Origin of the sequence: Bradyrhizobium sp. YR681 (assembly GCF_000282615.1) — a bacterium.
Taxonomy (GTDB): domain Bacteria; phylum Pseudomonadota; class Alphaproteobacteria; order Rhizobiales; family Xanthobacteraceae; genus Bradyrhizobium.
On the sequence record NZ_AKIY01000269.1, the window covers coordinates 1 to 11,746 of the forward strand.

Consider the following 11,746-nt stretch of genomic DNA (forward strand, 5'->3'; position numbering starts at 1 on the left):
CTGGGCCCCCGGCCACGGCGTCGTCGCCACCTTGACGCGCGGGTCTGCGCAGGGCCGGGTCGGCCTGCGCGCCGACATGGATGCGCTGCCGATCACCGAGGACACCGGCCTGCCCTACGCCTCGACCACGCCGGGCGTGATGCATGCCTGCGGCCATGACGGGCACACCGCCTCGCTGCTCGGCGCGGCCGCGCTGCTCGCCGCCGACACCAGCTGGAGCGGCACGGTCGATTTCATCTTCCAGCCGGCCGAGGAAGGACTTGGCGGCGCGCGCGCGATGGTCGGCGCAGGCCTGTTCGAGCGCTTTCCGATGACGCGGGTGTTCGGTTTCCACAACTGGCCGGGACTCGCGGCCGGCACCATCGCGGTCCATGACGGCGTCGTGATGGCCTCCGGCGGCCGCATCAGCATCACCATCGACGGCCATGCCGGCCATGCCGGCATGCCGCATCTGACCCGCGATCCGGTGATGGCCGCGGGCCACCTCATCGTGGCATTGCAATCGGTCGTGTCGCGCAGCATCGATCCGCTCGACACCGCCGTGCTCTCGCTCTGCACGCTCGAGGGCGGCACGGCGCGCAACCAGATCGCGGGACGCGTCACGATCGGCGGCACCCTGCGCTATCACCGCGAAGCGGTGAAGGAGACCATCGTGGCGCGGATCGGCGAGATCTGCGACGGCATCGCCACGAGTTTCGGCGTCAGGGTGACGCCCGAGATCGTCATGGGCGTCGGCGTGGTGATCAACACCCCGGCCGAGGCGAGCCTTGCGCGCCTCGCCGGCGAGAGGGTGCAGGCCGAGGTGCGCCGCGATCTCGCGCCCAGCATGGCCGGGGAGGATTTCGCCTTCTATCTGGCGCACCGGCCCGGCGCCTTCGTCTGGATCGGCAATGGCGAATTGCGCGACGGTGCCGAGCTGCACGGCCCGCGCTACGATTTCAACGACGCGATCCTCCCGGTCGCATCCAGCTGGATGGCCGAGATCGCAAAGACGGCGCTGAGCGCCAATTAGCAATGCGCGGCCGGCGCTCCGGCCGCCGCCATCACGCCTCGTCGAGCAGCTCGAACAATTCCTCGACCCGGTCGAACGGGGCGTCGCGCATCTGGCTGTGATAGACGACGCGGTCGCCGTCGCGTTGCAGCGATCGGCCGCGGGATTTCCGCAGGCGGCCCGGCAGGAATGTCGCGGCCACCGCGGCAACACCGACGTCCAGGCGAACGATGCCCCGCCGCCTGCAATCGAGCCTGAGCCGCGCCGCCGCGAAGAAATCGCGGGCGCCCTTCGGCAATTGCCCGAAGCGGCGGGACATTTCATCCTCGAGATCGTCGAGCTCGTCCTCGCTCCCGCACCGTGCCGCACGGGCGTAGAGCTCGAGCCGCACCGGCTCCGACTGCACATAAGTCTCGGGAAGCATGTCCGCGACCGGCAGATTGAGATCCGGCACCCACATCTCGACCCGACCGCCGTCGACCTTCTCGGACGCCATCTTCAGGAGATGGCTGTAGAGCACCGGCCCGAACACCTGGACATGGCCGGATTGCTGCTCCGAAAACAGATCGCCCGCACCGCGCAGATCCAGATCACGCTCGCTGATGGCAAAGCCCGCGCCCGGCCGGCTGAACTCCTCGAGCACGGCGAGGCGCTTCTCGGACTGCTCGGAGCCCGTCTCCGTCAGCAAATGGGCGAAGGCGCGGATGCCGCTGCGGCCGACCCGTCCGCGCAGCTGGTGCAGCTGGGCGAGGCCGAATTTTTCCGGCCAGCAGACCACGATCGTGTTCGCGCGCGGGATGTCGAGGCCGCTTTCCACGATGTTGGTCGCAAGCAGAACGTCGGCCTTGCCCTCGACGAAGCTCATCATGCGGTCGTCGATCTCGTCGGCGGGCAATTTGCCGTGGAGACAGACGATGCGCAGATCGGGGGCCACCGCCTGAACGCGTGCCAGCATCGGCTCCAGGTCCTGGATGCGCGGACAGATCAGGAAACTCTGGCCGTGACGCCGCTGCTCGCGCAGCAACGCCGAGGCGATCGCCGCATCCGACAGGGGCGCGATCCTGGTGGCGACCGGAAGCCGGTGCACCGGCGGCGAGGCGATGATGCTGAGGTCGCGGAAGCCGGCAAGGCCCGCGGCGAGAGTCCGCGGGATCGGCGTCGCGCTCATCCACAGCGTATGGACATTCCTGGCCAGTCCCGAAAGCTTGGCCTTCTCGGCCGCGCCGAAATGCTGCTCCTCATCGATGATGACGAGGCCGAGATCGTCGAATTTCACGTCCTTCGAGGCGAGCGCCTGGGTCCCGACCACGATCTGCATCCGGCCGCTGCGCAAGGCCTCCTTGGTCTGGCGCATTTCCGCACCTGATGTCGCGCGCGACATGTTGCCGACCTCGATGTCGAACGGGGCAAAGCGCCTGCGGAAGGTCGCGACATGCTGCCGTGCCAGCACCGTCGTCGGCACCGCAATCGCCACCTGCTTTCCGGAGAGCACCACGGCGGCCGCGGCGCGCAGCGCCACCTCGGTCTTGCCGAACCCGACGTCGCCGCAGATCACCCGGTCCATCGGATGGCCGGATGCGAGATCGTCGAGCACGTCATGGATCGCCTTGGCCTGATCGACCGTCGTGAAGTAGGGAAAGCGCGCGACGAATTTCTCGTAGGCCGAGCCCGGCGGCACCAGCCTGGCAGCCCGCTTCCGCCGGCGCTGGCTGATGTGCTTGGCGAGCACCTTGCCGGCGAGCTGGATCTCGCGCTCGGCCGAGGTGCGCCGCGCCCACCAGGTGCTGCCATCCGCCTTGTCGAGCGCCAGCTTGCCGAGCTCGGTCGAATAGGGCCACATCACGGCAAGATCGGGCGGCGGCACGAGCGCGGCATTGTTGCCTGCGAACACCAGCCTGACCATCTCGCGCATCGCGCCGCCGCCGGTGTTCACGGTCTGCAAGCCATCGAGCACGGCGAGGCCACGCTGGAGGTGAACGACTACCGTGCCCTGCTCCGGCACGTCGGCATGATCGAAGGCCGCGCTCAAGCTGCGCGCCATCGGCTGCGGATGATGGGCCCTGCTGCCGAGCACGTCTGACGCGGTCAGGACGACGACCGGCTTGCGGCCGGGAATGACGAAGCCGGCGTCGAGATCGGCCAGCAGCGCCGCTTCGCCACGTGCGTCGGCCGCCTCCTTCCAGTCCGCGCAGCGCTCCGCCTTCACGCCGCTCATCCGCTCCATGGCGCGCAGATCCTCTTCCTGCGCGGCGACGAAGATCAGGCGTGAGCCCGCCCGGTGCGTCTCCTCGACGAAGGCACGCAGGGCCTTGCGCGACGATGTCAGCTTCGAGAACTCCGGCGTCGGCTGGAATGGCGCCGTCGGCGGCAGCACCTTCATGCCCCTGGTCGCCTGCTTCCAGTCGCGCGTTCCCAGATATTCGCGCTCCCTGTCCGCGCGCGCCCCGGCGTCCTCGATCGTGCCCAGCCAGGCGTCGGCGTGCAGCGGGACGCCGGCATCCGCGATCCATTTGGCGCGCCCGCAATAGTCGAACAGCGTCGCGCGCTTGCCGCGGCCGGCGATGGCGAGCCGCTCCGACATGGGATCGACCAGAAGCTCCCTGGTCTCGAAAATGACCTCGTGCTCGTGCGGGTCGAACGCCACGATCCGGCTGATGGTGCGCCCCGAATGCTCGATCCGGAACGGGCCGAGCGCGCCTGCGGGGAATATCTCGAAGGTCTGCCCGTGGAACAGGGCGCCGCCCGGATAATCCGGCTCGTCCTCCAGATCGTAGCCAAGGGACTCCAGCCGCCCACGAAGCTCGGCTTCCGAGAACGTGCCACCAACCTTCAGGCTGGCGTTGAGGCGGAGCAGGCTCGCCGGCGCGGGCAGGCGCTCCATCACGGCTTCCGCCGTCGAGATCAGAAAGATCGGCTTTTTGGATCTGGCCAGGCGTCGCAGCACGGAGGCGCGCCGGCCCGCGATCTCGTGAGACGGTTCCAGCTGATCGAACGGCAAGGTGTTCAGGCGCGGAAACACCAGGACCTCGCAGGACGGATCGAGGCCATGAATGATGCTACCGAGCCGCTCCGCCCTGTTCTCGCTCTCGGCGAGGAACACCAGGCCGCTGCGGCCGGACAGCTGGTATTGCGCAAGCAGATGCAGCGCCATCATGCCGAGGGGCGACGACGACGAGACGGTCGCGCGCTGCACCGCCCTGCTCTTCGTCGGCGGGCTCTTGCGTGGCGGGTTTTTGCGCGAGCTCTGCTTTGGCGAAATAGTCTTCAGTGACGTCTTCTTCAGCGACGTCCCGGCGGGCGCGTTCTTGCTCCGCGAGAGCTTGTCTCCCGACTTTTTGGCCGGCCGCTTTTTTGTGGAATGCCGCACGTTTATCAGTCTCAAATCGTCAACAGTCATCGATGGCACGCGAGCCGAGCCCGCCCCGATTCGGCGGTCCGTCGCCATGCATATGGGATTTGCCGTGCGAACGCACGCGTTCAGCAGCGTGGATCCGCCCGACACCACGGTGCTCTCGCCATGTTTCGATGAGGCGGTACTGTGATAGACCGGATTGCGGGGCGCGGCGTGATGCGTCGCACGCTGCGGCATCATGGCGGTGCTGTCAAGGACGCGATCATCACACGAATCGCGTCGGCGCGCGCGAGCCCCTCACGAGATTTCGCGGGGCAGCTTCCAGTCAGGACGCGGCTCGCAGATCTCCTCCACCCGCCCGACGTGATATCCGGCCGGGAGAAGCTGGCCGCCCTCCTCATCCGCCACCGGAACGTCGGTGACCAATCCTTCGATCAGCGCAGCCTCCCAAACCTCTTTCTCGGTGGGAAACGGATCGCCGATCTGCTTGTCGCCTTCGAACAGCGCATACATCGGTTTTGCTCCTGCCTGACTGACCCGGAAGGGACGCGCTACGGCCCGCCGGCAACGGAGCCCGCAATCACCATCACCAGATCGCCGAGATCGATCTTGCCGTTGACGACCAGCTCTTCGGAGGAGCGCTCGACCTTCAACGCCTGCGGCCGATTGGCGGCCTGACGCTTCAGCTCACCGACGATGGCTTCCTTGAGTTTTTCTTCCAACATCTGCCGCCCTTTCCGTTATTTGGGATTCGGATCTTCAGGCCCGCGCCGGGCTCATCAAGCCGCCCGTTTCGCGCCAGTCGGACCGCTTTGCCGAGGCGCGCGCGCCACGTTCAGCATCTCGTGCTGAAACCCGCGGTCCCATCAAGTGCAAGGTGCGACGTGGCGTGGCATTCCCTTTGCGCACGTCCGGCACCGTCATTCCCGTTCCTTGACCAGTTGGTGCAATTCGTCCAACCCGGGGCGCCAAGTGCGGTTCCAAACTGCGCGAATAGCAACCAAGCCGCCCTGGCAATGTTGATTTCGGGCACCGCCGGGTGACAACCGGACGCAACGGGGACGATGGACGTGAGGCATTTTTCCGGTTTCTGCCCACGACACCAACGCATCGGTACGCGCTGACATCTGACCTGTTCCCGGCGCGTGCAGCCTCCAAGCCGCGAGAGCTTCAAGCCGCGAGAGCTTCGCATCCTACTCGCGCCAGAACTCCGTCAACTCGTCCGCCGTCACGAGATCGACCTGACCGTGGAAGCGGGTGCGGTACATCGTCATCAGCGCGTCGTGCCCGACATCGGACGAGCTGCACAGCGCGTCCTCGACGATCACGACCCTGAAGCCGAGATCGACCGCGCTCAACACCGTCGAGAGAACGCAGACATCGGTCTCAGCGCCTGACACCACCACCGTGCCTACGCCCTTTTCAACCAGCATGTTCGTCAAGGCTGAATTGCTGAACGCCGAATAGGCCGGCTTGTCGACCACTCGGGCTGGCGGAACAAAGCACGCCAGCGACGGCACGAGATCGAGAGCCGACGACGGCAGACGGCTTCGGGTTGCCTGCCGCCATCGCTGAAAATAGCTCTGCCATTGGCCGGGCCGCTCTTCCGGTGAATGCGGCGTGATGAAGCGCGTGAAAATCGTTCTGGCCTGATGGCGCGAGACGATCGCCGCAATGGTCGGCAAAACCCTTTCCATCCAGGGGGTTTCCCACATCCCTCCCGGCGCAAAAATGTTCTGCATATCGATACAGAGATGAACGGCATGCCGGATCTGGCTTACGGTCGACCTCTCGTCCCTCATGGTCTTCTCTCGGGCATCGCCAGGCAATCAGAACTGTCTGTGACATCAAATTCAGGCCGCAAGTTCCGTTCCTGAGCGGATCACGAAGACGCTCCACAATGATCCTGCGCGGGTCCGTGCAGCTTTCGCAGCAATTCATCAGGATTACCGCACTGCACATTAGGAACCACCGCCGACAGCTCGAATTGTCACGCCACAAATTGGAGGACCCAGCATGGACGGGATCATCTACCTTGTAGGCTTGATCGTGATCATCATGTTCGTCTTATCCTTGTTCGGCCTGCGGTAGGATTGCCATGACAATGGAAACGCCTGTTGCAGCCCATGAGGCAACGATACGCGCGGCTGTCGGGGGCGAACCGTGGGGACTGCAATGGACCCCGATCGTTGCCGGTGCCATTGCAGCGTCAGCGCTTTCGCTCATCATGCTTTCGTTCGCGACGGCTCTCGGTCTCGGCGTCGCCTCGACGGCGCCGACATGGCGGGATGCGTCCTTCGCGCTCTGGTTGCTCTCGGGTATCTATCTGATCTTCCAGGCCCTCATAAGCTTCGGCTGCGGCGGCTATTTCGCGGGGCGTGTCAGAATTCCCTATGTCTCCGCCGCAGAGGATACCGAAAGCCGCGACGGGCTGCATGGCGTTGCCTCATGGGCGCTGGCAGTCCTGATCGGTGCTGTCCTTGTCGCGCTGGTTGCCTGGGCCTCGAACAGGCCGGCATCGGTCACCCAGCCGCCGTCGTCGACCGAACCATCGGTCCTGAGCTACGAACTCGATCATCTGTTTCGCGCACCGCGCCGGCCGCCGAACGTCGACCTGACCGCAGAGCGCGCCGAGGCCGCGCGGATCCTGATGACGTCTTCCAGCCATAACGGCGTTGCGACGGACGACAGGGCCTATCTCATTCAGCAGGTCACTGCTCTGACCGGCCTCGCTGCGCCGGATGCGGAAAGGCGGGTTGACACGACAATCGCCAATGCCAGGAGCGCAATTTCGCGAGCACGCGCGGCAAGCATCATCGTGGCATTTTCTGCCGCCGCGGCGTTGCTGTTCGGCGCCGTCGCGGCCTGGGCCGGAGCTGCCGCCGGTGGGCGACATCGAGACGGTGCGCCCATCTCGGATTGGATGCTTCACTCAAACCGGTGGTCTCGGCGCCGAACGACGGCACCGCGGCCGATGCCCTAGCGGGAGTCCCGCGTGCAGAAACCACGAGAGGCCGAGCCTCGCAAAGACGCTGAACGCGAAACGCAGCGGGCCATCATGCATGACGCCGACCAGACGGATGGTGCAGAACGGGATCTCGTGCACGGCGACGGCGGCACGCTCGGTCTGGCGAAGCCGGACGATCTCAGCCACGACGACTGACGCCAGCCGCCGGCCTCATCAGAGTCCAAAACTCTCGCGCGGTGACAGAGGGACAGCAGGTGATCCGTCATGCGATGAAAGGCGGCGCGGTTGTCGAAGCCGATGCACGGGTGCGGCGACTGCCTTCGTCCGGATCGTTTGAACCAGCTGCCATCCCGCCATTTCGGTCGAATGCTTTTTCGATCAATACCTTGCCATGGTATTGATGACGATGGAGATGCTCAACGAAAATCTCCTCCATGCACGCGCCGACCAACGCCTGGACGCCGCAGCCGCGAAAATGTCTCGCTACGCGAGATCCCCGGGCAAAGTCCCCGCTGCATTCATGGCGGCCAGCCATCCGAAGACGATAGCGGGGCCGATCACCGTGCCGGGCCCGGGATAGGTGCCGCGAAAGATCGAGCATGAATCGGTCCCGGCGGCGTAGAGGCCGGGTATCACCGCTCCGTCGCGCGTCAGAACCCGAGCGGCTGAATCGGTGCGCAAGCCGGCGCTGCCGGCAAGATCGGACGGCCATACGGCGACCGCGTAATACGGCCCGGGACCGATCCGCCGCAGGCAGGGATTGGGCTGGATCAGGGGATCACCGTTGAAGCGGTTCAGCTCGCTCGCGCCCCGGCCGAAATCTTCGTCGACGCCGCGTTCGGCATGGTGATTATATCGCTCGACCGTTTGGACCAGCTGACGGCCGTCGACACCGATCTTGTCGGCCAGGGCCTCGATGGTTGCACCCTTGATCAAATATCGGGCCTTCAGGAACCTGTCCAAATTCCTGGTCCCGGGATGAACCAGGCCGATACCGTAATCCCTGATGAAGAGCCGATCGCAGATCAGGAAGGCCGGCGTTGCCGGCGAGCCGGACGCATGCGGGCGCAACATCGCTTCGACGAAATCGTGGTAGGAATCGGCTTCATTCACGAAGCGGCGGCCCGCCTGATCGACGGCAAGCAGTCCCGGCCTGGCGCGATCGAGCATGATGTGCGGAAACACCGACACATGGCCGTCCGCTTGCGTCATGACCGAGCTCGGCATCCACAGCGCCGGGCTCCCGGGCCCGCTCTCGACGACGGCGTTGGCCCGCTCGGCCGCGAGGATGCCGTCGCCGGTGTTGGACGACGGCGCGAGCGAATAGCGGCGCGCCGCCTCCGGCAACAGCCTCTCGCGAAGCTCGCGGCTCCAGCCGATGCCTCCGGTCGCAAGCACCACGCCCTTGCGGGCACGAACCGCCAACGCCCCGGCTGGAGACGAGACGGCGGCACCAACGACTTCGTCGCCGACGATGATGAGCTCCCTCAGCTCCGTTTGGTAGCGCAGGCGGACGCCGGCGCGGCGGATGCTGTCGAACAGTCTTGCGACGAGAGCGTTGCCCATGAGCAGGCGTGTTCCGCGCCGGTAGCGAAACCGATCCAGCGCATGCCGGACGAGGATGCCGATGACGTGCCGGAGATTCGACCAGGTCCGCAATGGCGCGAGCAGCGCGGGAATATCCTGCTTTCCGACCATCATGCCACCGAGAATCATGAATTCCCGGCGTGGCGGCCTGATGTGGGCAAAGTCGTCCCCCAGCTCGCGGCCGTCGAACGGAACGGCGCCCAGCGCGCGACCGCCCGTCGCTGCTCCAGGAAGGTCTCTGTAGTCGGGATGCACCGGCGGCGCCGTAAACCGCACACTCGACTTCCGTTCGAGATAGTCGAGCACGACGGGCCCGGCCTTGAGGAACGTATCCAATCGCTCGTCAATCGCGCGCTCGCCCAGCAGCGCCGCAAGATAGATCCGCGCCGCTTCGACCGAGTCGGGCATCCCCGCGCGCCGGCTCTGGCTGCTTCCGGGAATCCAGACAGTGCCGGCCGAGGTTGCGGTCGTGCCGCCCACCATGTCCGACTTCTCGCAGAGCAGGACATCGAGCCCTTCGAGCGCGCCCACCAGGGCTGCCGTCATCCCGGCCGCCCCGGCTCCGATCACGAGGAGATCGGTCTCGACGTCCCACGAGCGCTCAACACCCGGCATCCGAAGTCACCATGGTGGTCGGAACCTTGATGCTATCGTCACATCGTCCGGCATCGCCGCGCACGAGCCCAACGACGCAAGCGAGAATGCCGTCATCATCCGAAATCCGCAATGCGGGCGTCGAGCGAAAACATCGCGTGATAGATTTCCGGATCGCTGGCACGGCTCAAGACATCCGGCGCGATCTCGGCAGCCTTGCGGAACGCAGCCTGCAAGGACGCCACGTCGAGCGCCTCGATGATCAGTAGCCCCGCGAAGAAACCCTCGTTGCTCCGCATGCCCTTTTCAGCCGTCGGCACCGACGTCCGCGCCTCGTCGGTCGCTCCGATCTGCACGGCCGCGACCCCGTCGCCTGCAGCGAGCGCCCCGGCCAGCTTTTGCGGATCGCCAGGCAACGTCTCGATCCGCAGCGCCATGATCGTGGCTCCCTCGCCTCGCCCCGCGCGCGCGACCATGACGCCCCCGCCCCGCATGAAATTGCCGAGTTTCGGCATGATGCGTTGCGACCACGGCGTCGGCGCGTTGAGGCGCGCGAGATAAGCCTCGCCGTCAAGGACCTCGGGTGCATCAAGCTCGTACAGGATGAAGAAGCGATTGATGTCGTCCCGTGCCGCGCGAAAAACCCGCGATGCCAGAAAGCCCCTGGTCGTGACGCGCTCGGTGGTGTGCTCGCGGGTCAGCCAGTGCCGGTAATCGGTGAGATCGTGCGCCTCGACGTCGCTCCAGATGGCAAGAAATCCCGCTCCGCGCATGGCGTTCTCCTTCAGCTTAGGTCTTGAGCCCGTGAAGGGCCGGCGGGATCGTGTCAGGCAATTGCCCGAGCTTCTGGACGGCCGCCAGCATCGCGGCGAGATAGCCGTAGGGGCCGAGGCCGCAGATGACCGACGTGCAGGCACCCGACGTGATGGAGTGGCGGTGCAGCTCGTCGCGGGCATGGATGTTCGAGATGTGCAGCTCGATCTTGATCCCCTCGAAGATCTTGAGCGCGTCGATCAGCGCGATCGACGTGAAGGAATAGCCCGCCGGGTTGATGATGATCGCATCCGCGTTGCCGTGCGCGGACTGGATCAGGCCGACAAGCTCGCCCTCCATGTTGGACTGGTGGAACGCGATCGAGACGCCGAGCTGGCCGGCGAGCGCCTCGCAGCTGGCCTCGATCTCCTTCAGCGTCGTCCGGCCGTAGATATGCGGCTCCCTGATGCCGAGAAAGTTGAGATTGGGTCCGTTGAGGATCATGATTTTCGCGGCCATTGTCTTCTCCTTGCATTGTGTCCGATACGACTAGCCGCCGAACCATTTTGCCGGGATCGTCACCAGTCCCGGAAACAATACCATCGCGAACAGGACGATCAGCTGCGCGATCATGAAGGGCCAGACGCCCTTGACGATGTCCTCCATGCTGATCCTGGAGACGCCGCAGACGACGTTGAGCACGATGCCCACCGGCGGCGTGATCAGGCCGATGGCGTTGTTGATGATGAAGAGGACGCCGAAATAGACGGGGTCGATGCCCGCCGCCTTGATGATCGGCGTCAGGATCGGCGTGAGAATGAGGATCGTCGGCGTCATGTCGAGCGCCGTCCCCACGATGACAACCACGACCATGATCGCGAGCATCAGCAGCGTGTTGTTGCCCATGAAGGGCTTCAGCAGGGTCACGACCTGTGCGGATATCTCGGACACGGTGATGAGCCAGGACGATACCAGCGCCGCGGCGACCAGGAACATGACGATGCTCGTCGTCACGGCAGAGGAGACGAAGATCGCGTAGAGCTGCGACAGTTTCAGCTCCCGGTAGATGCAGGTCGCCACGAACAGGGAGTAGACGGCGACCACCACCGCGGCCTCGGTCGGCGTGAAGATGCCGAAACGCAGGCCGACCACGATGATGAGCGGCAACATCAGCGCCCAGAACCCGTCGACCACGGCCTTGACGATCTCGGACCACGAGGCCCGCGGCGGCGGCGTCAGGTTCTCTTTCCGCACCACCCACGCCCACGCCATGCAGAGCCCCGCGCCGAGCAGCAGCCCGGGCACGATGCCGGCCAGAAACAGCTTCGAGATCGAGACGCCGGCTGCGACGCCGAAGATGACGAAGCCGATGCTGGGCGGGATGACGGGGGCAATGATGCCGCCCGCGGCCACGAGGCCCGCCGCATAGGACTTCTTGTGCCCCGCCGCCACCATCATGGGCACCAGCAGGGCCGCAAGCGCCGCTGCATCGGCTGGCGCC

At 65.6% G+C, this 11,746-nt stretch carries 13 protein-coding genes; 4 read left to right on the forward strand and 9 right to left on the reverse strand.

Annotation, left to right across the window (positions count from 1 at the left end):
* Positions 1–1,012: amidohydrolase (locus PMI42_RS29625; RefSeq protein ID WP_008141341.1), on the forward strand; the 1,012-nt coding region annotated here is incomplete at its 5' end.
* A 31-nt stretch (positions 1,013–1,043) separates the two neighbouring features.
* On the opposite strand, the gene PMI42_RS29630 is transcribed toward PMI42_RS29625, so the two are convergent.
* Positions 1,044–4,145, reverse strand: coding sequence for a DEAD/DEAH box helicase (locus PMI42_RS29630; protein ID WP_035967000.1), 3,102 nt, complete (start codon positions 4,143–4,145; stop codon positions 1,044–1,046).
* Here PMI42_RS29630 and PMI42_RS29635 point away from each other — a divergent pair.
* Positions 4,144–4,533, forward strand: a complete 390-nt coding sequence (locus PMI42_RS29635; RefSeq protein ID WP_035967002.1) for a hypothetical protein — start codon at positions 4,144–4,146, stop codon at positions 4,531–4,533. The genes PMI42_RS29630 and PMI42_RS29635 overlap by 2 nt on opposite strands.
* A gap of 107 nt (positions 4,534–4,640) precedes the next feature.
* On the opposite strand, the gene PMI42_RS29640 is transcribed toward PMI42_RS29635, so the two are convergent.
* From PMI42_RS29640 to PMI42_RS29645, 3 genes are all read right to left on the reverse strand, one after another.
* On the reverse strand, positions 4,641–4,856 hold the full coding sequence (locus tag PMI42_RS29640; protein ID WP_008141345.1) for a hypothetical protein: 216 nt from the start codon (positions 4,854–4,856) through the stop codon (positions 4,641–4,643).
* 38 nt (positions 4,857–4,894) lie between these two features.
* Entirely contained in the window at positions 4,895–5,068 is a 174-nt protein-coding gene (locus PMI42_RS40170; protein ID WP_008141347.1) for a hypothetical protein, read from the reverse strand.
* Between the two features lie 468 nt (positions 5,069–5,536).
* Positions 5,537–6,145, reverse strand: coding sequence for a cysteine hydrolase family protein (locus tag PMI42_RS29645; protein WP_008141350.1), 609 nt, complete (start codon positions 6,143–6,145; stop codon positions 5,537–5,539).
* A gap of 296 nt (positions 6,146–6,441) precedes the next feature.
* On the opposite strand from PMI42_RS29645, the gene PMI42_RS29650 reads away from it, so the two are divergent.
* Positions 6,442–7,326 carry a hypothetical protein gene (locus PMI42_RS29650; RefSeq protein ID WP_008141351.1) on the forward strand — a complete coding sequence of 295 codons (885 nt, stop codon included), beginning with the start codon at positions 6,442–6,444 and terminating at the stop codon, positions 7,324–7,326.
* Positions 7,327–7,338: 12 nt separating this feature from the next.
* Positions 7,339–7,506, forward strand: coding sequence for a hypothetical protein (locus PMI42_RS40175; protein ID WP_193376361.1), 168 nt, complete (start codon positions 7,339–7,341; stop codon positions 7,504–7,506).
* Positions 7,507–7,573: 67 nt separating this feature from the next.
* Here the strand turns inward: PMI42_RS40175 and PMI42_RS40180 are convergent, their stop codons facing one another.
* The 5 genes from PMI42_RS40180 to PMI42_RS29670 all read right to left on the reverse strand — a co-directional run.
* Positions 7,574–7,747: a hypothetical protein gene (locus PMI42_RS40180; protein WP_193376362.1), complete on the reverse strand. Its 174-nt coding sequence runs from the start codon at positions 7,745–7,747 to the stop codon at positions 7,574–7,576.
* A gap of 47 nt (positions 7,748–7,794) precedes the next feature.
* Positions 7,795–9,513: an FAD-dependent oxidoreductase gene (locus PMI42_RS29655; protein ID WP_008141354.1), complete on the reverse strand. Its 1,719-nt coding sequence runs from the start codon at positions 9,511–9,513 to the stop codon at positions 7,795–7,797.
* 95 nt (positions 9,514–9,608) lie between these two features.
* The gene (locus PMI42_RS29660; protein ID WP_008141357.1) at positions 9,609–10,265 is read right to left on the reverse strand and encodes a hypothetical protein; all 657 of its coding nucleotides are present in this window, start codon (positions 10,263–10,265) and stop codon (positions 9,609–9,611) included.
* Between the two features lie 16 nt (positions 10,266–10,281).
* Positions 10,282–10,764 (reverse strand): type II 3-dehydroquinate dehydratase, encoded by a 483-nt coding sequence (locus PMI42_RS29665; protein WP_008141359.1) that lies wholly within the window; start codon positions 10,762–10,764, stop codon positions 10,282–10,284.
* 30 nt (positions 10,765–10,794) lie between these two features.
* Positions 10,795–11,746 (reverse strand): TRAP transporter large permease (locus PMI42_RS29670; protein WP_008141364.1); only part of this gene is annotated, 952 nt, incomplete at its 5' end.

Bases quoted from the DNA above. Each gene is read 5' to 3' on its own strand.
- PMI42_RS29665 (WP_008141359.1), bottom strand. From the start codon at position 10,764: ATGGCCGCGAAAATCATGATCCTCAACGGACCCAATCTCAACTTTCTC.
- PMI42_RS29660 (WP_008141357.1), bottom strand. From the start codon at position 10,265: ATGCGCGGAGCGGGATTTCTTGCCATCTGGAGCGACGTCGAGGCGCAC.
- PMI42_RS29650 (WP_008141351.1), top strand. From the start codon at position 6,442: ATGACAATGGAAACGCCTGTTGCAGCCCATGAGGCAACGATACGCGCG.
- PMI42_RS29645 (WP_008141350.1), bottom strand. From the start codon at position 6,145: ATGAGGGACGAGAGGTCGACCGTAAGCCAGATCCGGCATGCCGTTCAT.
- PMI42_RS29635 (WP_035967002.1), top strand. From the start codon at position 4,144: ATGCCGAGGGGCGACGACGACGAGACGGTCGCGCGCTGCACCGCCCTG.
- PMI42_RS40180 (WP_193376362.1), bottom strand. From the start codon at position 7,747: ATGGAGGAGATTTTCGTTGAGCATCTCCATCGTCATCAATACCATGGC.
- PMI42_RS29655 (WP_008141354.1), bottom strand. From the start codon at position 9,513: ATGCCGGGTGTTGAGCGCTCGTGGGACGTCGAGACCGATCTCCTCGTG.
- PMI42_RS29630 (WP_035967000.1), bottom strand. From the start codon at position 4,145: ATGATGGCGCTGCATCTGCTTGCGCAATACCAGCTGTCCGGCCGCAGC.
- PMI42_RS40170 (WP_008141347.1), bottom strand. From the start codon at position 5,068: ATGTTGGAAGAAAAACTCAAGGAAGCCATCGTCGGTGAGCTGAAGCGT.
- PMI42_RS29640 (WP_008141345.1), bottom strand. From the start codon at position 4,856: ATGTATGCGCTGTTCGAAGGCGACAAGCAGATCGGCGATCCGTTTCCC.